At 73.1% G+C, this 21,397-nt stretch carries 16 protein-coding genes; 8 read left to right on the forward strand and 8 right to left on the reverse strand.

What is annotated here, in order from left to right:
* On the reverse strand, positions 1 to 2,775 hold a 2,775-nt coding region (locus VFO68_RS03795), incomplete at its 3' end, for a helix-turn-helix transcriptional regulator (RefSeq protein ID WP_325156725.1).
* Positions 2,776 to 2,900: 125 nt separating this feature from the next.
* On the opposite strand from VFO68_RS03795, the gene VFO68_RS03800 reads away from it, so the two are divergent.
* Entirely contained in the window at positions 2,901 to 4,100 is a 1,200-nt protein-coding gene (locus VFO68_RS03800; protein WP_325156726.1) for a hypothetical protein, read from the forward strand.
* On the opposite strand, the gene VFO68_RS03805 is transcribed toward VFO68_RS03800, so the two are convergent.
* From VFO68_RS03805 to VFO68_RS03825, 5 genes are all read right to left on the reverse strand, one after another.
* A complete protein-coding gene (locus tag VFO68_RS03805) occupies positions 4,090 to 4,806 on the reverse strand; it encodes a hypothetical protein (protein WP_325156727.1) in 717 nt (238 codons plus the stop codon). The genes VFO68_RS03800 and VFO68_RS03805 overlap by 11 nt on opposite strands.
* The gene (locus tag VFO68_RS03810; protein WP_325156728.1) at positions 4,799 to 5,392 is read right to left on the reverse strand and encodes a helix-turn-helix domain-containing protein; all 594 of its coding nucleotides are present in this window, start codon (positions 5,390 to 5,392) and stop codon (positions 4,799 to 4,801) included. Before VFO68_RS03810 ends, VFO68_RS03805 begins: the two co-directional genes overlap by 8 nt.
* A 78-nt stretch (positions 5,393 to 5,470) precedes the next feature.
* Positions 5,471 to 8,212: a hypothetical protein gene (locus VFO68_RS03815; RefSeq protein WP_325156729.1), complete on the reverse strand. Its 2,742-nt coding sequence runs from the start codon at positions 8,210 to 8,212 to the stop codon at positions 5,471 to 5,473.
* Positions 8,209 to 10,002 (reverse strand): HSP90 family protein, encoded by a 1,794-nt coding sequence (locus VFO68_RS03820; RefSeq protein ID WP_325156730.1) that lies wholly within the window; start codon positions 10,000 to 10,002, stop codon positions 8,209 to 8,211. The genes VFO68_RS03815 and VFO68_RS03820 overlap by 4 nt, the downstream gene beginning before the upstream one ends.
* A gap of 73 nt (positions 10,003 to 10,075) precedes the next feature.
* A complete protein-coding gene (locus tag VFO68_RS03825; RefSeq protein ID WP_325156731.1) occupies positions 10,076 to 11,977 on the reverse strand; it encodes a Xaa-Pro dipeptidyl-peptidase in 1,902 nt (633 codons plus the stop codon).
* 178 nt (positions 11,978 to 12,155) lie between these two features.
* Here VFO68_RS03825 and VFO68_RS03830 point away from each other — a divergent pair, with 178 nt between their 5' ends.
* Both VFO68_RS03830 and VFO68_RS03835 read left to right on the forward strand, forming a co-directional pair.
* A complete protein-coding gene (locus VFO68_RS03830) occupies positions 12,156 to 12,806 on the forward strand; it encodes an NADPH-dependent F420 reductase (protein WP_325156732.1) in 651 nt (216 codons plus the stop codon).
* Between the two features lie 17 nt (positions 12,807 to 12,823).
* Positions 12,824 to 13,435 carry a GNAT family N-acetyltransferase gene (locus VFO68_RS03835; RefSeq protein WP_325156733.1) on the forward strand — a complete coding sequence of 204 codons (612 nt, stop codon included), beginning with the start codon at positions 12,824 to 12,826 and terminating at the stop codon, positions 13,433 to 13,435.
* Between the two features lie 22 nt (positions 13,436 to 13,457).
* On the opposite strand, the gene VFO68_RS03840 is transcribed toward VFO68_RS03835, so the two are convergent.
* Positions 13,458 to 13,916, reverse strand: coding sequence for a nuclear transport factor 2 family protein (locus tag VFO68_RS03840; RefSeq protein WP_325156734.1), 459 nt, complete (start codon positions 13,914 to 13,916; stop codon positions 13,458 to 13,460).
* Positions 13,917 to 14,019: 103 nt separating this feature from the next.
* Here VFO68_RS03840 and VFO68_RS03845 point away from each other — a divergent pair, with 103 nt between their 5' ends.
* Positions 14,020 to 14,511: a heme-degrading domain-containing protein gene (locus tag VFO68_RS03845; protein WP_325156735.1), complete on the forward strand. Its 492-nt coding sequence runs from the start codon at positions 14,020 to 14,022 to the stop codon at positions 14,509 to 14,511.
* Here the strand turns inward: VFO68_RS03845 and VFO68_RS03850 are convergent.
* Positions 14,495 to 14,881 carry a hypothetical protein gene (locus tag VFO68_RS03850; protein WP_325156736.1) on the reverse strand — a complete coding sequence of 129 codons (387 nt, stop codon included), beginning with the start codon at positions 14,879 to 14,881 and terminating at the stop codon, positions 14,495 to 14,497. The genes VFO68_RS03845 and VFO68_RS03850 overlap by 17 nt on opposite strands.
* Positions 14,882 to 15,010: 129 nt before the next feature.
* On the opposite strand from VFO68_RS03850, the gene VFO68_RS03855 reads away from it, so the two are divergent.
* From VFO68_RS03855 to VFO68_RS03870, 4 genes are all read left to right on the forward strand, one after another.
* Positions 15,011 to 16,216 carry a cytochrome P450 gene (locus VFO68_RS03855; protein WP_325156737.1) on the forward strand — a complete coding sequence of 402 codons (1,206 nt, stop codon included), beginning with the start codon at positions 15,011 to 15,013 and terminating at the stop codon, positions 16,214 to 16,216.
* A gap of 93 nt (positions 16,217 to 16,309) precedes the next feature.
* A complete protein-coding gene (locus VFO68_RS03860) occupies positions 16,310 to 19,087 on the forward strand; it encodes an AfsR/SARP family transcriptional regulator (RefSeq protein WP_325156758.1) in 2,778 nt (925 codons plus the stop codon).
* A 131-nt stretch (positions 19,088 to 19,218) separates the two neighbouring features.
* Positions 19,219 to 20,172, forward strand: a complete 954-nt coding sequence (locus VFO68_RS03865) for an FAD-dependent oxidoreductase (RefSeq protein WP_325156738.1) — start codon at positions 19,219 to 19,221, stop codon at positions 20,170 to 20,172.
* An 82-nt stretch (positions 20,173 to 20,254) separates the two neighbouring features.
* Positions 20,255 to 21,244, forward strand: a complete 990-nt coding sequence (locus VFO68_RS03870) for a winged helix-turn-helix domain-containing protein (protein WP_325156739.1) — start codon at positions 20,255 to 20,257, stop codon at positions 21,242 to 21,244.
* The last annotated feature ends 153 nt before the right edge of the window (positions 21,245 to 21,397 follow it).

Consider the following 21,397-nt stretch of genomic DNA (forward strand, 5'->3'; position numbering starts at 1 on the left):
GAGCTTGCTGAACACGTGCTTGAGGTGGGTTTCCACCGTGTAGCGCGAGATGAACAGGCTCGCGGCGATCTGCGGGTTGGACAGGCCCTGGCCGACCAGCTTCGCCACCGACAGTTCGGTCGGCGTGAGCGCGTTCCATCCCACCGTGGGTTTGCGGGACCGGCGCCGGCCCCGGTGGATCGCATGGGTCCGCATGGTGGCGTCGATCCGGTTCTCCTCGCGGGTGAGGCCGGCCGCCGCGAACGTGTCGGCGGCGGCGCGGAAGTGTTCCCGGGCGCGGTCACCCTGCCCGGCCTCGGCCAGGATCGCGGCGGCCTCCGCCCGGGTCATCGCCAGCTCCACCTTCCGGTCCGATCCTTGGTAGGCGGCGACCGCGGCGAGTGCGGTCTCCGGGTCCCCACTGCGCAACGCCCGGCAGCGCAGCGCGGCGCCGGTCGCGCTGCCGGTGCCGATGCGCCCGGCGGCCGCGGCGGTCTCCTCGACGATGGCGGTGGCCGTGACCTGGTCGCCGTCGCCGACCAACCGGAGCAGATCGGCCGGGAACATCCAGTTGGTGTGCAGGAACCGTAGTTCCGGAAGGACGTGCCAGGCGGCGACGGCGGTCTCGGCGGCCTGGTCCGGCCGGTCCTCCGCCTCGAACAGCAGGGCCTTGGCCCACAGCACCCAGTTGGCGCCCATCAGATGGCCGGAGGACTCCAGCTCCGTCTCGGCCTCGGCCAGGATCCGGTGTGCCTCGGCGAACTCGCGCCGGGAGATCGCGAGCCGGGCCAGAATCGCCCGCACGTGCGCGGTCCACCGGGTTCCGGTGCTGCCGACCAACTCCAGACACGCCTCGGCCTCCGAGCCGGCGTCCGCCCAGGCGCCGGTGTGCAGCCGAAGAATCGCCAGGTTCGCCTGCAGATAAGGAAGAACGCCGGTCGCGCCGACCCGGGTCGCGCGGTCCAGGCCGTCCCGGTAGTGGCGTTCGGCCTCCGCCGGCCGGTCCGCGTCGGTCAGCGCCACGCCCAGGCATAGCTCGGGCAGCAGGAACTCGCGAAACGACGACCGCAACCGGTCGGTCATGGCAAGGCCCTGCCGGCCGAGGGTGATCGCCGCCTCGACCGCGCCGGTCGCGCTCGCCCCCAGCGTCCGGGTCATCAGGCAGGTGGCGACGGCGAGTTCGTTGTGCGTGGCCTTCGCGGCCGCCTCGGAACGTTCGGCCAGGGCCACCGCGGCGCCGACCTCACCGGTGATCAGCCGCAGGAAGCTGTCCGGCGCGGAGACCACCGCGACCGCCGTCGGGTCCTGGTACTGCGCCGCGGCGATGGCCAGTTGCTCCTTGGCCGCGCTCCACAGGCCCTGCCGGGTCAGCGCATGGCCGAGCACCACCCGCAGCCGCACCGCGATCGCCGGATCCTCGGCGTGGTCGATGGCTTCGGCCGCGGCCCGCTGGGCTTCGGCGATCCGGCCGCGCAGCACGAGTTGCGGCACCAGCTCGGAGATCAGGGTGACCCGGCGCGCGTCGCCGGGAGGCACGGCGGCCAGCGCGCGCTCGTACCACCGCACCGCCAGCGCGGTGGACCGGCGGGCCGACTCGCGGGCGGCCCGCCACAGCCATTCCACGGTCTGCTCGCCGTGCGGGTCGGCACTGAAGAACTGTTCGGCGACCCGCACCACCGGCGCGCCGGCCGTGGCCAGCGCGGCGCCGGCCTCGCGGTGCAGCGCGATCCGCAGCGCGCCCGGCATGCTCTCGTAGAGCACCTGGCGGAACAGGTCGTGATGGAACATCATGCTCTCGCCGTTGTCGGCGATCAGGCCGGCGGCGATGGCCTCGTCGAGCCGTGCCATCAGCCGCGTCGGCCGCGAGCCGTGCACCACCGCCAGCTCGCCCACGTCGAAGGACCGGCCGAGAATGCTCGCCATCCGCAACAACCGCAGCGTCGGCTCGGCGAGAAAACCGTAGCGGCGTAACAGGATCTCCCGCAGGCTGGCCGGCACCACGCGGCGGCCGATCTCGGCGCCGTCGGCTGTCGTCGAGATCAGGTCCTGCTGGCGCAGCGTGCGCAGCAGTTCGACGACGAACAGCGGATTGCCCGCGGCGGCGGTGATCTGCTCGCGCAGCAACGGTCCGGGCGGCCCGCCGAGGATCTCCGTCGCCAGCCGGACGGCCGCGTCCTGCGGCAGCGGCGCCAGCCGCAGCGTGCTTGCGCCGGCCGCGCCGAGCGCCTCGAGCAACTGGTCGACCTCCCGGGACCGCGGTGACGGGCGCAGCGTGAGCACGACGAGCAGCGGCAGATCGGCCAGCCGGCGGACGATCGCGCCGGTGGCGGCGACCGACGAACTGTCCGCCCAGTGCAGGTCGTCCAGGCACAGCAGCACCGGAGTGGCGCTCGCGCAGGACTCCAGCGCGGCCACCAGTTCCTCGGTGACCGCGAAACCACCATCCGTGCCGTGCGAGTCACCGGCCGTGCCGAGGGCCAGCAGGTCCGCGAAGACCGCGGCGCCCGGTTCCTCCCGCGACTGCCCGCGGGCCATCCCGAAGATGACGCCGAAGGCCAGGTTCCGCTCCAACTCCTGCGCCGCACCGAGCAGCACCCGAACGCCCGCCGCCCGCGCGTCGGCCTGAAGTTGGCCCAACAGCGCGGTTTTCCCCACGCCGGCCTCGCCCTCGACGACGACCGTACGCAGCGGTCCGGTGCTGGACTCGGCGAGCAGCCCGCGCAGCCGCTCCAGTTCGCGTTCGCGCCCGACCAGCCCGAGGACCGGTGACCCACCACCGCCGCCGGTCGCTGCCACGGTCGGTGACTATAACTTCTCGCACAGAATCTCCCCGAGCCCAGGGATGTGCCGAAGCCGGCCCGGCGGCGATGCTTGCCCACGCGAGGGGTATCCGGGGCATCCGCGCCGGCGAGGGGACCGCCATGAACCACGTTGCCACGGCCGTGGAAACCGAGCCGCTGCTCGGCCGCGACCGGGAGGTCGGCGCCGCGCTGTCGGCGGCGCCGGGCCGGCCGGTCGAGTTCCACGCCGCCTGCGGCTACGGCAAGTCCGCGCTGCTGCGGCAGGTCGCGGCGCGGTGGGCGGCGGCCTCCGGGGTGCCGGCGCTGCATCTGCAGGTGGGCGGCTACGGTCCGAACGATCTGCGGCAATCCCTCGCGGAGCTGTGCCCGGCGGACCTGCCGCTGTCCCGGGTGCGGGCGACCGTGGTGCTCGACGACGTGAGCCTGAGCCCGGACGAACTGCGCGACCTCCTGGACGATCTTCCGCACTGCACCGTGATCATCGGTTGCGCCCGGCCGCTGCTCGGCCGGCGCGGCCGGTCCATCCCGCTCACCGGGTTGCCCGCCGACCTGGCCCAGCAGGCGCTGTGCCGCTACGCCGGCCGGGAGCTCACCGCGAGCGAGCTTCCGGCCGCCGCGCGGTTGGTCCGGATCGCCGGCGGTCAGCCGCTGCGCCTGCGGCAGGCCGGCGCGCTGATGCGGGACGGCAGCCACTCCCCGGCAGATCTCGCCGACGCGCTCGAACACGATCCGGAAGCGTTGGACCGGCTCGGGATCGATGCGCTGACCCGGCCCCAGCAGCGCACCCTGACGTTGTTGGCGTTCGCGGCGGGTGCCCTGCTGCCACCGGACCTGGTCGGCCGGGTCACCGGCCGCCGCGACGCGCGCACCACGCTGGAGTCGTTGCACGAACGCGGGTTGGCCGACCGGGCCGGGGACCGGTTCGGCCTGCCGGTCCGGCACGCCGAGGACTATCTGGCGCTGTTGACCGACGATTTCACCCTGACCGAGGCGGTCGGCTCGATCCAGCGGTGGCTCGGCGAGGAGGAACCCGGCGGGCGAGTGGCCCTGGACGCCGCCGGTACGGCGCTGGCGATCATCGGCCACGCCGCCGAACACGGCGACTGGATCGTCGTGGCCCGGCTGGCCGAAACCATCGAGCCGGTGTTCGCGCTGGCCGGCCGGCGAAACGCGCACGCCGACACCCGCGCCGCCGCCGGCGAGGCCGCCCGCCGGCTCGACGGCCTGGCCGGCCATCCCGTCACCGATGACGACATCTGGAACCTGCTCGACGACGAGGACGCGGAAGCGGAACTGGTGCCCCGATCCCTCAGCTGGTGAAGGTCTGCTCCCACCAGGTCCGCCACCGCTCGGCGAGCTCGTCGAACTCCTTGTCCGCCAAGCCGTACGTGGTGAGTACGGCCATCGCCTGCGGGTGCGGGCGCTGCGCCGACGGCGGCGCGGTCCCGACGATCACCAGCCCGTCGCCCCAGCCGTCCACGCTGAGCCCGGTCTGGCGGGTGGAGCGGAACCAGACCTGGCCGGTGACCGGCTCACCGACCAGGTCGGTGCGGTACGCCTGGCCGGGTTCGGCGGTGATCCGGTCCAGGCCGAGCGCGGTGCGCGGCTCACCGGCCGGGCCGGGCGCGCCGCTGAAGAACAGCGTCCGACGGTCCACCCCGGCGTGCCGTTCCACCGCGAACCGCAACTGGTGCAGGAAGGTCACCCAGCCCTCGGTGATGTCGTCGTAGTACTCGTCCCATTCGGGGTTGCCGCCGCGCGGACCGCGGACCATCCGGATCCGGGTCCCGCCGTCGTCACCGCCGTCGTCGAGCGTGAACGTGGTGCCGTCGCCGAGGCTGAGGACGCGGCCGGGCTCGGTCTCGGTGGCGTGCTGCCGGTAGATGAGGTCGATCTCGTCGTCCAGACCGCCGTCCTCGATCTCCCAGCCGTGCCAGCGCCGGATCAGTTCGGGGTCACGCAGGGCCTGCCACACCTCGTCGGCCGGCGCCGCGATGGTCAGCTCGATCCGGAAGGGCTCAGTCATTGCCGGTCTCCTTGGGAGTGGGGTGCCCGCCGACGACGATCCGGTAGGACCGTCCGCCCGCCCGGTCGAACTCGGCCGCGGTCCTGGCCACCGCGTCGTGCAGAGCATCGGCGAACCGGTGCACGTCGGCAGGCTGGGCGAACCGGATGTCCGCCTCGAGGGTGAACGTGAGCAGTCGGGTGCCGGCCCGCTCGGCCGCGGTTCGCATCCGGGCGACCTGGCGCACGGTGTCGGCCGCGACCCCGACGAGGTGCTCGGCGGCGTAGCGGTCGCCGATCGCGGTGAACGTGGCCTGTTCGTCGGAGTTGAGCACGGTGGGGTCGACCACGAAGGCGTCGGCGCTGGCGCGCAGGATCCGTTCGGTGCAGCCGCGCCGCCTGCGCTCCGCGACCAACTCGACCAGGCCGGCCCGCTCGAGAACCCGCAGGTGGTAGTTGAGCTTCTGGCGGGGGAGCTCGAGTTCGGCGGCCAGTTCCGTGGCGGAGGCCGGGGTGCGCAGCCGTTCCAGCAGCCGACGGCGCAGCGGCGTGAGGGCCTCCCGGAGCCGGTCCGGCTCCGCCAGCACCCGCATCGCGTCGGGGGTCATGGCGGCCATCCTCCATTTGACAAATACATTTGTCAAATGGGACCACGAGGTCACGTTGCTGTCCGACGCGGTGGTTGGCTACTCGGCCGAGGTGATGGAGTCGAGCAGCTCCCTGATGTCCTCGCGGGGACCGGTGGCGTCGGCGGGGAGGGCCTCGAGGGCGGCGGTGAGCAGCTTCTCCGCCTCACCGGGCCGGTCCAGGTCGACCAGGATGCGCCCGTGCAGCGCGTCGGCGATGCCCGCCTGCACGATGGCGCCCACCGAGCGGAACCGGTCGGCCGCGGGGACCACGCGGTGCAACGCGTCGGCCAGCCGGCCCGGCGCGTTGGCCAGGATCCGGCCGCCGTCGTAGCCGAGTATCGCCAGGTGCCACACCGCGTCGGGGTCGTCGGCGAGGCGGTCGGCGACCGCCTCGGCTGCGGCGAGCGCGGCCAGGGAGCGGTCCAGGTCGTCCGCCCAGTGCCAGGACAGCGCCGCCCGGCGGCGGTTGTCCAGCTCGGGCAGCGCCAGCTCCGCCGAGGCATAGGAGTCGGCGGCGAGGCCGAACCGTTCCGCGGCCTCGGCCTCGCGGTCGAACTCGTCGAGGACCTCCCCGGCGACGCCGTGCATCTGGCCCACCCCGGCCGGGTTGTCCTGCTCCTGGCAGTGGGCCGCGACCAGGTCGAGCAGCTCCACCGCCTGGTCCGGGTGGCCCAGCTCGCGATAGGCCCGGGCGAGCTGGAACCGGGCCCGGGCGAGCTCGGCGTCGAGGTGCGCCGGGTGCTCGGCGGTCCGGCGGGTCGCGGTCAGCTCGCTGATCGCCGTTTCGGCGGCGTCGGCCGCTTCCTCCGGCACGCCGGCGAGCACCGCGGCGGCGGCGAGGTCGATCCGGGCGACAGCCGCGGCCATGGTCTCGTCCACCGCGGCGAATCCGGCGACCGCCGCGGCCAGCGCCCGGTGCGCCGCCTCGGCCTGGCCGAGGTCCAGCCCGAGTCGGCCGCGGTCGTGCTGGGCCTGGGCCCGCAGCAACGGGTCCTCGGCGAGCGCGGCGGTGTCGAGCAGGCCGGCGGCCCGCTCCGGATCTCCGGCTTCGGCGCACAGCTGGGCGGCCAGGCGCTGCGCCTCGCGCAGCCCGTCGCACGGACCGACCGGCTCGAACAGCGCGATGGCTCGTTCGGCGGCGGCCAGTGCCGCCGGGTACCGGTCAGGCCCGAGAGCGACGGTGAAGTGCGCGGTCTCCAGCGCGATGTGCGCCCGGAGCGCGTCGTCGGTGGCCAGTTCGGCCGCCTGTTCCAGGGCCGTGAGCGCCTCCTGCGGCTGCTCGGCCACCCGGTGCGCGTACGCGAGCCGGACCAGCGCCTGGGCATGGTCGTCTGCGGTGCCGATCCGGGCCACCGTCTCGACCGTGCCGGCAACCTCCGCGACGACGTTCTCGTCGCGGCCGGTCAGCTTGCGCAGCACCGCCAACCGGGCGAGCAGACCCTGCCGGTGCACCTCCGCACCCACCTCGGCGAACAGCTCGGCCGCCCGCAGCCAGTGCGGTTCGGCGGCCGCCACATCGTCACGCCCCGCCGCGCTGCCCCGGGCGACCAACCGGTGCGCCAGCAGCGCCGGCTCAGGATCCGGGCACAGCTCGTCGAACCGCTGCCAGATCCGCCGGGGCCGGTTCCCCAGCCACGCCTCGCGCCGGGCGAACGCGACCAGTTCCTCCGGGGTGTCCGGCAGAACGGAGGGCTCGGCCGCGGCCGGCTGCGGGGCCGGCCGAACCGGGCCGGACAGCGGCAGGTGGTCCACGATCGGCGCGGCGGACAGCAGGGCGCGGATCCGGTCGCCCTGCGCCGGGGTCTCGTTGCGGGTGTCGAAGCGCTGCGCCAGTTCGAGGGCCCGCCCGGCCAGCTCGTCGCGCAGCGCACCGGCCGTCGAGCCGCGCACCGGCAGGTCGGCGCGGCCCGACTCGGCCACCAACCGCAGCACGAGCGCGGCGGCGGCGCTGAAGTGCATGTCCGCCATGGGGTCGCGCGGTTCGTCCAGCCAGCCCAGGTGCCGCTCCACGAGTTCCAGCCCGCGCGCGGTGTTGCCGGTGTAGGCGCAGAACGCGATGTGGTCGGCGACCATCCCCAGCTCGCCCCGGTTGTGCCGGATGGCCCGGTAGGCCTGGCGATGGGCGTCGACCGCCTCCTCCAGCCGGCCGGTCCGCAGGTAGGGCAGCAGCAGCGCGGTGAGGATCGACTGGGGCTGCTCGACGCAGCTCAACTCCCCGCCGAGCACCGGAAGGGCCAGGGCGACCGCCTCCTCGTCCCGGCCGGCCTGGCTCAGGTACCGGACCTTGTCGCTGGGCTCGCAGCCGACGCAGTCGGACATCTCGCCGCGCGGCGCGGCGCACCACAGCCGGTACTGCTCCCGCGCGGTGTCCAGGTCGCCGACGTGCATGGCGACCACCGTCCGGTACTGGTGCACCGGGTTCATCGTGTGCCCGGCCAGGCGGTACCGGCGCTCCATCTCGTCCAGCGCCGCGAAGGTCCGGGCCAGCGGCACCTCGGGAAACTTGGTCAGCGCCGAGACCATCCACTTGAAGTACCAGTACAGCTCCTGGTCGTACCTGGGCAGGCCCGCACCCCGGTCGTAGGCGGCCAGGCACCAGGAGAAGGTGACGAACGCCTTGGCCGGCTCGGCGCCGTAGGTGTACGCGTGGGTCGCCAGGATGCGTGCGGCGTACTGGGTTTCCTCCTCGCCCAACGCATCCGCGTGCCGGATCACCTCCTCGACCGCGGCGATCTGCCCACGGCCGAACGGCATCCGGCTGGCCGCCTCCAACCGCTCCCACAGCTGGTCGGGCGTCATGGCCGCTCCTCAGCGGGTACGGCCTGGTCGAGCAGGCCGAGAAACGAACGGTTGAGCAGGGTGGCGTCCGCCGGCCGGATCGGGTGGTAGCCCAGCAGCAGGGCCTGGCCGTAGAGCGCCTCCACCGCGAGCGTCACCAGAGCCGGGTCGGACAGACCGCATACCCTGCGCACCAACGGGTTTCGATAGTTGAGCACCAGCTGCGGCCGCTCGTCCACCGGTTTGTCGAACGCCGAGAGCACACCGGCCCACAGCTCGTCGACCCGCTCCCGGGTGGCCCGCAGCTCACTCTGGAACGCCGCCGCGCGGTCGAGCAGGTACAGCACCGAAAGCGAGGCCGGTTCGAACGAACGCAGCACCACCTCGCAGCCCACCTTGTCCATCGCCCGCTGGGCAGCGGCCTGGAACGCCCGCACGGACAGCTCGACCTCGGGGTCCAGCGCGGCGAACCGGGTGGTGAGGTCGGTCGGATCGAGCCGCTGGACGGTCAGCCCGGGCTCCAGCACCGGCAGCCGCTCCAGGATCTCCGCGTCGTAGGTGTAGCCGGCGTTGATCAGGGCGACGTCCTGCGCCGCCGCGACCGCCGCGAGCTGGCGGAAGTCGTCGATCGTCGCGGTGTAGCGGATCGTGCCGTAGCGGGCCCGGAAGTCGGCGGGGGTCATCCGGCCGACGTTGGTCTCCATCGGCAGCCAGGTGTCGACCAGCCGCAGCATCTCGTCGTCGTGCAGCGCCAGCGCCTTGACGCCGAGGTGGTGCACGTCGAGGAACCTGGCCAGCCGGGCCGGCTCGGTGCGGGCCAGGCCGACCAGCCAGCCGCGGAGCTGGTCGCCGAGCGCCTCCCGGGTGGAGTCGAGCAGGCTGTCGGAGTAGAGCGCCTCCCGGCTCGCGGTCGGCCGCAGCTCGCTGGTGTCCACCACGCACCGGGCGAAGAACGCCCAGTCCGGCAGCAGCCCCTCGACGCTCTCGGCCAGCAGCATCCGCTTGAGGTACACCCGGTGCCCGGCGCGCTCGGCCGGGTTGGCCGCGAACGGCAGCACATAGGCCACACCGGACAGCCCGGCCTCCGGGACGGAGAGCTCGATCACGTCGAACGGAGTGAAGCCGAGCGCCTCCTGCGCGTAGCCGACCAGATCCGCCTTGCGCAGCCCCGGATCGCGGCCGTCCCGCCGCCACGGCGGCCCGTCACCGCTGATCTCCACACCGTCCACAGTGATCGGGACCGGCAGCATGGATCCGTAGAGCCGGGCCAGTTCGAGCACGGTCGGCGGGGCGAACCACTGCTCACCGCCGGGCCGGGAGGTCAGCCGCACCGTGGTGCCCACGGTGTCCCGCTCGCCGGGGGCGATCCGGTAGGTGCCGTCCGAACGCCCGGTCCACTCCACCGCCGGCCCGCCTGCCGCCGACCGGGTGAGCACCCGAACCTCGTCGGCCACCATGAACGCCGACAGCAGACCGATGCCGAACTGGCCGAGGAACTCGCCGCGGGCGAAGCCGAGGTCGTCCCGTTTCGAGCTGCTGCCGATGGTGGCCAGCACCTCGTGCACCTGCGCCTCGGTGAGCCCGACGCCACTGTCGGTGATGGTCAGCGTGGCGCCGTCCACCGCGATGTCGATCCGCGCGGGGGCGTCCGGTTGCGCCGCCCGCCGGGCGGTGGTCGCGTCCACGGCGTTCTGCAGCAGCTCGCGGACGTAGACCCGCGGGCTGGAGTACAGGTGGTGGCTGAGCAGGTCGACCAGACCACGCAGGTCGACCTGGAAACTGCGGTTCAGAGCTACTACCCCCCGGTGCACACAAGGTGAAGGCGGTTCAGTGTGCCACGGCCTTTCGGGGCTGGTCACGTGCCATTCGGCAGCGACGCCCGGGTCAGCCGTCCAGCCGTCCCGGTGACACGTCCGGCTGCACCAGCGCGGCCTGCGGGGCGGCGCCCGGCTGCGCGCCCGGCAGGCTGCCGGTCATCGGGATCTGGACGAAGGTGTCGGCCAGGCTGACGGTCAGCCGGGGGAGCCGGGACGGGGTGGTGGTCATGGTGCTGTCGGTGCCGGCGATCACCAGACCGAGCCGGTGCCCGCGCGGCACCACCCAGTCCGTTGTGGACAGTCGGAAGGTCATCGTGTACCTGGTGCCGGCGGTCAGGGTGCGCGGGGTGGAAAGCGACGCGAAGTTCGCCAGATCGGCCCAGCCGCGGGCGATGATCTGGGCGTCAACGGTGGCCGTGGTCGGCGCCGTGTCGCGGTAGCAGGCGTCGTCGCCGGGCCGGTTCTCGCCCCAGCACGACTCCGTGGTCAGCGTGCGGATGCCCTCCCCGGTGGAACTCCGGGACGTGGCCGTGCCGTAGTCCACCAGGTAGGCGGACAGGTGCGCGGTCGACGTGGACGGGGTCACCGCGACCGTGATCCGGGATATACCGGCGATCCGCAGGTCGGAGGCCAGCGCGCCGGTGCTGTACACCACCCGGCGGGACGAGGTCGTGTTCGGCGTGGCGATGTAGCTCGCCGGTGTCCCCGAACCGTTGTCGGTGAACGAGGAGGTCGCCGCCGGTCCGGTCGCCGCGCTCAGCGTGCCGACACCGGCCACCGAACCCGCCACCGGGTGCAGGGTCTGCGTCTGGACTCCGGCCGGGGGCCAGGTGGCGCTGTCGCTCCACTGGTCGACACCGCGCTCGACCGACACCTGCGGCTCGTTCTCGATCCCGTTCTGGATCCCCAGAAGCCACCGGTCGAACCAGCGGTGCAGGGTCGGAACCCAGGCGGCGCGCCGGAAGTCGAACGGGTCGATGTGTCCGGTCTGGGACAGCCACAGCTTGCGCGGCACCGATGCCGGCAGCGCGGCGAGCCACTGGCCCCAGTTGACCGGCTTGACGTTGAGGTCGGCGCGCCCGTTGACGGAGAACACCGCGGCCCGCACGTTGGCCGCACTGCGCACGTAGTCGCGCTGCTGCCACATCGCGGTGTAGTCGCCGTTGGCCGGGGCGCCCGAGGTCATCTCGGACCGTACGGCGGCACACCGGGACTGGGCGTTGGCGTTCTCGAAGCCGGAGGCCAGGCTGGTCGGCGTGCCGAAGCCGCGGAACGCCACGCCGTCGGAACGGAACCAGTCGTACCAGGAACTGATCGCCGAGATCGGCACGATGGTGCGCAGCCCGTCGACCCCGGTCGACGCGACGCCCTGGGTGACGCTGCCGTCCCAGGACTTCCCGATCATCGCGGCGGCGCCGGTCGACCAGGTCGCGGCCACGGTGCTCCCGCCGGAGGCCGCCGAGAACCCGGTGGCCCGGCCGTTCAGCCAGTCGATCACGGCCTTGCCGGAGGCGACCTCCGACCGGCCGCCGGTGTCCATGCAGCCGGTGGAGCGCGACGTGCCGCTGAAGTCGATCAGCGCGACCGCATAGCCCCGCGGCACGAAGTAGTTGTCGTAGAACAGCGGGAACTTGACCGGCACCCCGGCCGAGTCGTAGCTCTTGCGCTCGCTTTCGTTGCCCCGCCCGGAAGTCGCGTAGTACGGGCTGGCGTCGATGATCACCGGCACCCGCTCGGCGGTGGCCGGCCGGATGATGTCGGTGGCCACCCGGTCGCCGGTCCCGTTGCCGTCCAGGTCGAGTCCGATGTCCACCCAGACGGTCTCGCGCACCGCGTCGGCGAGGCTGTGCACCGGCTGGGTCACCCCGTCCGCGACGACGAAGGCCGGCTCCTGCGCCGAAGCGGGGAGGACCAGCAGCCCCGACAGCAACCCGACCAGCCCAGCCACCAACCCACCGCGACGCACCATGTCCAACACGCTAAGTGAGCACCTGGGCTACCCGTCAGGGCCAAGTGGCGGTCAACAGTTGCCACATTCGGGCCCCTGCCGTGATTCCCAGTATGTGGACGTGAACCCCGTCATGGTGGCCGGTGGAATGGGCGGCGGCGGGTGCGGGGTTCGGGGGGATATGACGACAGTTGGTTTTGTGGGCAGCGGACTCATCGGGGCGACGGTGGCACGGTTGGCGGCCGCGGCCGGATATGACGTGGTGCTGAGCAACTCGCGGGGACCGGAGACGCTGGCGGAGCTGGTCGGCGAGCTCGGGCCGCGGGCCAGGGCGGCGACCGCCGCCGAGGCCGCCGCGGCCGGTGAGGTGGTCGTGGTGAGCGTGCCGTTCAAGGCGTTCCGGGACCTGCCGGTGGCCGAGCTGGCCGGAAAGGTGGTGCTGGACACCAACAACTACTACCCGGAGCGGGACGGGAACTTCGCCGAGCTCGACGAGGACTCGATCACCAGCTCCGAACTGGAGGCGCAGCACCTGGCCGGCGCGCGGGTGGTGAAGGCGTTCAACAACATCTACTTCAAGCACCTGCAGTCGCTGGCCCGGCCGGCGGGTGCGGCGGACCGGACCGCGCTGCCCATCGCGGGCGACGACCCGGACGCCAACAAGGTCGCGACCGAGTTCCTGGACGCGATCGGCTACGACACGGTGGACATCGGCACCCTGGCCGACAGCTGGCGGCTGCAGCCGGGCCAGCCCGTCTACGGACCGCCGTACGGCTCGTTCGACGACCCGGTCGGAACGCCGGCCAGCGTGGAGCAGGTCCGCGCCGCGGTGGCTGCCGCACAACGCTGACCGCCTAGGGTGCCGGCGTGGACGATGACCGTGCGGTGCGGATCGTGCCGGCCAACGAGGCGCCCTGGACCGACCTGCTGACGATCTTCGGTAAGGCCGACTACGCGGCGCGCTGCCACTGCCAGCGGCTCAAGGTCACCGGGTGGATCTGGCGGGACTCCAGTCAGGAACAACGCACCGCGATGTTGCGGGCCCAGACCGCCTGCGGCGACCCGGAAGCGAGGACCACCAGCGGGTTGGTGGCCTACGTCGGGGACGAGCCGGCGGCCTGGGCCGCGGTCGAGCCGCGCACCGCCTACCCCAAGCTGCGCACCTCCCGGATTCCGTGGAGCGGCCGGACCGAGGACAAGGACGACGACACCGTCTGGGCGGTGACCTGCTTCGTGGTCCGGGTCGGTTACCGGGGTCGCGGCCTGACCTACGAACTGGCCCGGGCCACGATCGCCTTCGCCCGCGAGCGCGGCGCCCGGGCGCTCGAGGCCTACCCGATGATCACCGAGCCGGGCAAGGAGATCACCTGGGGCGAGCTGAACGTGGGCGCCCGCCAGGTCTTCGCCGACGCCGGGTTCCGGCAGATCAGCCACCCCACGCCACGCCGGGTGGTGATGCGGGTCGACTTCCCGCGTTGACCGGATGTCTCGGGGGAACCGTTCACTGAACGGGGAACGGCACGCCGTGCTCGGCGGCCGGGCGGGGGCCGGTGATGCGGCGGTCGGCGGCCGCGATGGCGACGTCGTTGATGCTGGCCTCGCGGCGGCGCATGAGGCCCTCGTCGGTGAACTCCCACAGTTCGTTGCCGTAGCTGCGCCAGTACCGCCCGGCCCGGTCGTGACACTCGTACTGGAACCGCACGGCGATGCGGTTGCCGTGGAAGGCCCAGAGCTCCTTGCGCAGCGCGTAGTCCAGCTCCCGGTCCCACTTGCGGCGCAGGAACTCCACGATCGCGGCGCGCCCGGTGACGAACTCGTCCCGGTTGCGCCACACCGAATCCTCGGTGTAGGCCAGCGCCACCCGCTCCGGGTCGCGGGTGTTCCAGGCGTCCTCGGCGGCCTGCACCTTCTGCGCCGCGGTCTGTTCGTCGAACGGCGGGAACGGCGGTCGCGGGCTCATGTCCGAACTCCTCCTCGGTCGACGGCGATCGCCGACCATCGTCCCGCCACCCCGCGCCCGCGCTCAACCGGCCGGCCCGGCCGCCCGGCGGTATGGTGCAGCGATGGCTGCCGCTGATGAACAACTGCTGGTCACGCTCGCCGAACAGGAGGAGCGGCTGCGGTTTCGCCGGTTCGACAACGAGACCGCGCTGGCGTTGGGCGCGCGGTTGCTGGACGCGGCGCGGGAACAGGGCCTGCCGGTCACCATCTCGGTGCGGCGCAACGGACAGCGCCTGTTCCACGCCGCGCTGCCCGGCACCTCCGCGGACAACGACGCCTGGATCGAGCGCAAGAGCCGGGTGGTGGACCGCTACGGCCACAGCTCCTACCTGGTCGGCACCCGGTTCCGAGTGGACGGTGGCACCTTCGAGGAGAACTCCCGGCTCGACCCGGACGTCTACGCCGCGCACGGCGGCGTGTTCCCGGTGATCGTGCACGGCGTGGGCCCGGTCGGCACGGTCGGCGTCTCCGGCCTGCCACAGGCCGAGGACCACGCCTTCGTGGTCGCGCAGCTCGAACGGTTCCTGGCCGCCGAGGTCACCGGATCCGAATGAGCGTGGGCCCGAACGAGGTGAAGGCGCAGACGCCGGTGGCGCGGTCGCAGGCGTAGCCGGACCCGGTCAGCTCCGCGCGCCCGCGCGCGAACGGACCACCGATGCTGTCCACCGGCGCGGACCAGACCTGGGCGGTGCCGTCGCAGACGGTCACGAACAGGTAGCCGAAGCCGGTGGTGCCCGGATCCTGGGTCACGGTCAGGTCGACGACCCCGTCGGAGCCGGGCGAGAACGGGCCGCAGGTGTACCGGCCGGTCAGCAAGACCTGCAGCCCACCGGGCGCCAACCGGGCCGCGGTCACCGACACCCGCAGGACCGGATCGGCGCTCGCCGCCTGGCCGGAACCGAACAGCGCCGCGACAACCACCATTACCACAATGCCGAGCCGAGACAGTCTCTGCCGCATTGTCACCACCTCCGTAAGCGGATTCGTCAGTATCGTCCCGCAGAATGAGGTCGCGCGGCCCCACGGCGGGTCCAGCGGTGCAAGACTGGCGGCATGGGGAATTCGACAGTTACCGTTCCGGAGTTCGATCTGCTGGGGGCGGATGATCCGCTCGAATATCTGTTGGAGATCGGGGCGCGGGCGCCGCTGTGCTGGGTGCCGAAACTGCACGCGTATCTGGTCTGCGGATATGACAACGTGGTGACCGCGCTGCGCAACGCCGGGTTGCGCTCGGCGAACGCGACACAGGGGTTCGAGCGGTTGAGCGCCGCGGAGCAGGAGGAACTGCGGCCGCTGCGGATGTCGATCGAGATGTGGATGGGGCACACCACGCCGGAGGGACACCACCGGTTCCAGCATCTGCTGAAGCGGTACTTCACGCCGTCCACCGTCAACGGGTTGCGGCCCCGGATCCGGCAGTTGACCGGAGAACTGCTGGACGCGGCCGCGGACGGCCGGATGGAGGTGGTGGCCGACCTGGCGTATCCGTTGCCGGCCAACATCATCGCGGAGATGTTCGGCATGCCGACCGACGAGCGGGACCGGTTGCGGGTCTGGTCGCGGCACATCGGCGCGGTGTTCCAGAACGCGGATGCGGACACGCTGCGGCGGAGCCAGGCCAGCGTGCTGGAGATGCAGGACTACCTGCGCGGGATCGTGGCCGACCGGCGCGCGCGGCCGCGCGACGACCTGATCAGCATGTTCGTCGCCGCCGAACGGGACGGGCTGGTGGACGAGGACGAGATCGTCGCCAACTGCGTGCTGCTGCTGTTCGCCGGGCACGAAACCACGGCGAACCTGATCTCGCACGGGCTGAACCTGCTGCTGAACAACCCGGACCAGTTGGCGCTGCTGCGCTCCGACCCGGGCCTCACCCCGTCGGCGGTCGAGGAGATGCTGCGCCGGGACGGTCCGGTCATCACCGTGGTGCGGGAGGCGGTCGAGCCGGTGACCGTCGCCGGCTACGACATCCCGCCGGGACAGCACGTCTTTCTCGCCGTGTACTCGGCAAACCACGACCCGGCGGTGTTCCCCGACCCGCTGCGGTTCGACATCACCCGGCGGAACAACCGGCACCTGGCCTTCGGCATGGGCGCCTACTACTGCCTGGGCGCGGCGCTCGCCCGGGTCGAGTCGGACGAGTGCTTCCGGTTGCTGCTGCGCCGGTTCCCCGACCTCCGGCCGGCCGCGGACCAGCCGCCGGCGCTGGTCCGGGTCTCGATGCGGGACCGGCTGGAGGCGCTGCCGGTCGAACTCTGACCACGGTGCTCCAGTGTCTACTGTGGACTCCGGCGGCTGTCGGCTCCGTTTCGGCCCCGGGCGGCCATGCGGCCACTAGGCTGGCGCGCGGTGATGGAGTTCCGGGTACTGGGCAGTGTCGAGGCGGCAGCCGGCAGGACGGTGGTCGACCTCGGGCCGGCGCGACAGCGGTGCGTGCTGGCGGCGCTGCTGGTCGACGCGGGCGAGGTGGTCTCGGCCGACGAGCTGGTCGAACGGGTGTGGGGGGAGCGGGTGCCGGTCCGGGCCCGGGCCACCCTGCGCACCTACCTGTCCCGGCTGCGGGCCGCCGGGGTCGAGATCGGCCGCCGGGCCGGCGGGTACGTGCTACCAGTTGACCGCGACGCCGTCGACCTGCACCTGTTCCGGACGCTGACCGCGCGGGCGGCGCAGGCCGCGCGGTCGGCGCAGACCGGCGGGGAGGCCGTCGACCTGCTCGAGCGAGCGCTCGGACTGTGGCACGGCGCGGCGTTCGCCGGCCTGGACACGCCGTGGCTCAACGCGTTGCGCGACACGCTGCACACCGAGCGGACCGCCGCCGAACTGGACCACGTCGACCTGCTGCTGCGGGCCGGCCGGGCCGGCAGCCTGGTCGCGGAGCTGTCCGGCCGGGCGGCCGCCAACCCGTTCGACGAGCGGGTCGCCGGCCAGTTGATGCTCGCGCTGTTCCGCAGTGGCCGGCAGCCCGAGGCACTGGCCGTGTACCAGCAGGTTCGCACCCGGCTGGCCGAGGAGTTGGGCACCGACCCGGGACCGGACCTGCGCGCGCTGCACCACCGGCTGCTCGGCGGGGACCCGGTCCCGGCCCGGCCCGCCCACCGCCAGCAGCCGGCCGGCCCGGCGATGCTGCCGGCCGGCGTGCACGGGTTCGCCGGGCGGACCGCGCAGCTCGCCCGGCTGGACGCGGTGCTGGCCTCGGCGGACCGGGAACCCAGCGCGGTGGTGATCTCCGCGGTGTCCGGAACGGGTGGGGTCGGCAAGACCGCGCTGGCGCTGCACTGGGCGCACCGGATCGCCGGCCGGTTCCCCGACGGCCAGCTCTACGTGAACCTGCGCGGGTTCGACCCGAGCGGTTCGGTGCTGCCGCCGGAGCAGGCGCTGCGGTCGTTCCTCGAGGCGCTCGGCGTCGCACCGCAGGAGATCCCCGCAGGCGCCGACGGTCAGCAGGCCCTGTTCCGCCGTCTGGTGGCACACAAACGGATCCTGGTGGTGCTGGACAACGCCCGGGACGCCGAGCAGGTCCGGCCGCTGCTGCCCGGCACCCCGGGCTGCCTGGTCGTGGTGACCAGCCGGAACCGGCTCACCGGGCTGGTGGTGGCCGAGGGCGCCCAACCGGTCCTGCTCGACGTGCTCAGCCCCGGCGAGGCCGAGGAACTGCTGGTGCGCCGGATCGGCGCGGACCGGACCCGGGCCGAGCCGGACGCGACCGGCGAGATCATCGCGCGGTGCGCCCGGCTGCCGTTGGCGCTGGCCATCGTCGCCGCCCGGGCCAGCCTGCACCCCGATCTGCCGCTGGCCACCCTGGTTCGGGAGCTCGACGCGGCCGGCGCCCGGCTGGACGCGTTCGCCGACGAGGAGCCGGCGGTCGACCTGCGGGCCGTGCTGTCCTGGTCATACCGGGTGCTCGGCGACGGCGCCCGGCGGTTGTTCCGGTTGCTCGGTCTGCACTTCGGCGCGGAGTTCGGCGCGGCGGCCGCGGCCAGCCTGGCCGGGATCCCGCTGGACCGGGGCCGGGCGCTGCTGGCCGAACTGACCAGCGGGCACCTGCTCGTCGAGTCCACCTCCGGCCGCTACACGTTCCACGACCTGCTGCGCGCCTACGCCATCGAACTGGCCGAACGGGAGGACGGCGCGGCCGACCGGCAGGCCGCGACCTACCGCATGCTCGACCACTACCTGCACACCGCGCACGCGGCGGCCCGGCTGCTGCACCCGCAGCGGGCGCCGGTGCCGCTGGACCCGCCGCGACCCGGGGTCACCGCGCTGGGTTTCACCGGCCTCGAGGACGCCATCGCCTGGTGCACGACCGAACGCCCGGCGCTGCTGGCCGCGGTCGAGCACGCCGGCGCCGCCGGAGCCGACGGTCACGCCTGGAAGCTGGCCTGGGCGCTGACCGAGTTCTTCGACCGGCGCGGGCACCTGGAGGAGCAGGCCGGCGTGTACGGGATCGCGCTGAGGTCGGCCTGCCGGGCCGGTGACGTCACCGGGCAGGCGCACCTCTACCGCAACCTGGGCCGCACCTACGCCCAGCTGGCCCGGTACGACGACGCCCGGGCGCACTTCGGCGAGGCGCTGGAGCGCTACGCCGCGCTCGGCGATCTGAGCGGCCAGGCCAACATCCAGCACAATCTCGGGTGGACGGCCGAACTGGACGGGCGAATGCGCGACTCGTTGCACCACGACCAGCTGGCGTACGACCTCTACGCGGCGGCCGGCGACCGGGTCGGGCAGGCGCGGGCGCTCAACGCGATCGGGTGGTCGCACAGCCTGCTCGGGGACCATGAGCGGGCGCTGGCCGTGTGCGAGGAGGCGCTGGTGCTCACCCAGGAGCTGGGTGACCGGCCGGGCGAGTCGGGCACCTGGGACAGCATCGGCTATGCGGCGCACCATCTCGGCCGGTACCCGCGGGCGCTGGCCGCCTTCCAGCGTTCGCTGGAGGTGTTGCGGGAGCTGGGCGATCGCGACAACGAGGCGGACGTGCTGATCCATCTCGGGGACACCTACCAGGCCATGGGCGCGCCGGACGACGCGCGCACGGCCTGGCAGGCGGCCCTGGACATCCTCGACGAGCTGGGCAACCCGGACGCCGCCAGGGTCCGGGACAAGCTCGCCGAGCCCCCGGCCGCGCGGTGAGACTCCCCGGCATACCCCTCCTGCCGGGACCGCAACGAGATCCGCACAGCGGCAAGCATGCCCGACGGCAGCCGACACAACGTTGACAGAACGTTGAATGCGCAGGCTGGGCGGCTATTAGGGTGATCAGGGTGACGCGAGCAAGCGAGCCGGTGGTGGTCGTCGGCGCCGGGGTGAGCGGGTTGACCACGGCGATCTGCCTGGCCGAGGCGGGCCGGCAGGTGCGGGTGTGGACGGCGCGGCCGCCGCTGGAGACGACCTCGGTGGTGGCCGGCGCGATGTGGGGGCCGTCGTTCCAGGAACCGATGGCCAGGACCATGGCCTGGACCGAACGGTCGCTGCGGGAGTTCACCGAGCTGGCTCGGGATCCGCGCACCGGGGTGCGGCTCGCACCCGCGCTGACCCTGGGCGCGGTGCCCACCGGTGCGGTGCCGCCCCAGGCCAGGATCATCCCGGACCTGCGGCCGTGCCCGGAAACCGAGCTGCCGGAAGGGTTCGCCGCCGGTTCGCGTTCGACCATGCCGCTGGTGGACATGCCGCGCTACCTCGGGTACCTGACCGACCGGCTGGCCGCCGCCGGGGGCAAGCTGGAGCTGCGGACCGTGGCCGCGCTGGCCGAGGCGGCGCAGGCGGCGCCGGTGATCGTGAACTGCTCCGGCCTCGGCGCCCGGGAGCTGGCCGGGGACGCCACGGTGCGCCCGGTGTTCGGCCAACATGTGGTGGTCGGCAACCCCGGCCTGACCGAACTGGTGATGGAGCTGACCCCGGAGCCGGAGTGGGTGAGCTTCTTCCCGCACACCGATCGCGTGGTGTGCGGCGGAATCCGGATCCCCGACCGGTGGGACACCACCCCCGATCCCGACCTGACCGACCGGATTCTGGCGCGCTGCCAACGCATCGAGCCGCGCCTGGCCGGCGCCGAGATCCTCGAGGTGGTCACCGGCCTACGCCCGGACCGCCCGGCCGTCCGGGTCGAGGCACAACCCCTCGGCGACGCCCTCTGCGTCCACAACTACGGCCACGGCGGCAACGGCGTCAGCCTCTCCTGGGGCTGCGCGAGGGAAGCCGCCGCCCTGGCCGGCTAGCCGAGCTTGCGGGGAACCTGCGCTACCGGTAGTGGCGCCGCTGATGCCACAGTGAACCCCTGGGTGGTCACCGGGAGGCACCGTGCGAATCCACTTCACCCGTCGGGACCTGGCGCTGACCAGTCTCGCCGACGGTCCGGATCCGTTGTGGGAGCTGGTCAACAGCGTGCAGGCGTTGCAGAGCCGGTACGGCCAGGTGGTGTTGGGGCAGTGGCGCAAGCAGGTCTGCGCCGGCCTGCGCCGGACCGGCCGCACCGCGCAGGTGCGCGCCCGGCTGGTCCCGGTGGCCCCGCATGCCGCCTACTTTCCCGATCTGCTCAACCCACCCGAGGGGGCGTTGGGCCTGGACGAGGGCGTCGCCGCGATCCTGTCCACGCCGCGGGACCGGTTGGGCGCCGAGATCGGCCGGCTGGGCGGCGCCCCGGGAGCGGGCGGTTGGCTCGCCGACCTGGCCGCCGGGCGCGGCGCGGCGCTGGCCGAGTTCGGCGGCGTGCTGCACGCCTACCACCGCCTCGCCGTCGCACCGTACTGGGACCGGCTCAACCGGGAGGTGCAACGCGATCTGGCCATGCGCCGGCAGATCCTGCGCGAGCGCGGCGTGGAGCGGCTGCTGGACAGCTACCAACCGATGATGCGGTGGCGCAGACCGGTGCTGGAGATCGCCCGGCATCCGTCCGGCCGGGACATCTACCTCGACGGCCGCGGGCTGCGCCTGGTGCCCTCGTTCTTCTGCCAGACGCACCCGGTGACCGTCTTCGACAACGAGCTGCCGCAGGTGGTCGTGTACCCGGTGCAGCACGATCCGTTGTGGCTCACCGACTTCGGGCCGGGCACCGGCACGACGCTGGGCCGGCTGCTCGGCGAGACCCGGGCGGCGGTGCTGCGCGCGGCCCTGGAACCCGGTAGTACCACCGATCTCGCCACCCGGGCGAACATCTCGCTCGCCTCGGCCAGCCGGCACACGGCCGTGCTGCGGGAGGCGAACCTGCTCGTCACCACGCGGCACGGCGGCAGCGTGCGGCATGTGGCCACCCCGCTGGGGGTCGCCCTCGCCGCCAGTTGCGCCCGGTGACCGCATCCGGTCACGCGACCTTCCCGGTACGTGACCCGTCCCGCCGGTCGAACCAGGGCCTTTGCGCCACAACGCAAAGCGTGGCTGGTGGAATCCGCGCCCGGAATCATTGCGTTCGGTGACGGGTGGGCCGGCGTCCTGGGGGTGCGCCGG

Source organism: Actinophytocola sp. (assembly GCF_035712165.1).
Lineage (GTDB): Bacteria > Actinomycetota > Actinomycetes > Mycobacteriales > Pseudonocardiaceae > DASYTH01.

Coding starts and splice junctions, on each gene's coding strand:
- VFO68_RS03800 (WP_325156726.1), top strand. CDS start 2,901: ATGAACCACGTTGCCACGGCCGTGGAAACCGAGCCGCTGCTCGGCCGC.
- VFO68_RS03805 (WP_325156727.1), bottom strand. CDS start 4,806: ATGACTGAGCCCTTCCGGATCGAGCTGACCATCGCGGCGCCGGCCGAC.
- VFO68_RS03810 (WP_325156728.1), bottom strand. CDS start 5,392: ATGACCCCCGACGCGATGCGGGTGCTGGCGGAGCCGGACCGGCTCCGG.
- VFO68_RS03815 (WP_325156729.1), bottom strand. CDS start 8,212: ATGACGCCCGACCAGCTGTGGGAGCGGTTGGAGGCGGCCAGCCGGATG.
- VFO68_RS03825 (WP_325156731.1), bottom strand. CDS start 11,977: ATGGTGCGTCGCGGTGGGTTGGTGGCTGGGCTGGTCGGGTTGCTGTCG.
- VFO68_RS03840 (WP_325156734.1), bottom strand. CDS start 13,916: ATGAGCCCGCGACCGCCGTTCCCGCCGTTCGACGAACAGACCGCGGCG.
- VFO68_RS03845 (WP_325156735.1), top strand. CDS start 14,020: ATGGCTGCCGCTGATGAACAACTGCTGGTCACGCTCGCCGAACAGGAG.
- VFO68_RS03850 (WP_325156736.1), bottom strand. CDS start 14,881: ATGGTGGTTGTCGCGGCGCTGTTCGGTTCCGGCCAGGCGGCGAGCGCC.
- VFO68_RS03855 (WP_325156737.1), top strand. CDS start 15,011: ATGGGGAATTCGACAGTTACCGTTCCGGAGTTCGATCTGCTGGGGGCG.
- VFO68_RS03860 (WP_325156758.1), top strand. CDS start 16,310: ATGGAGTTCCGGGTACTGGGCAGTGTCGAGGCGGCAGCCGGCAGGACG.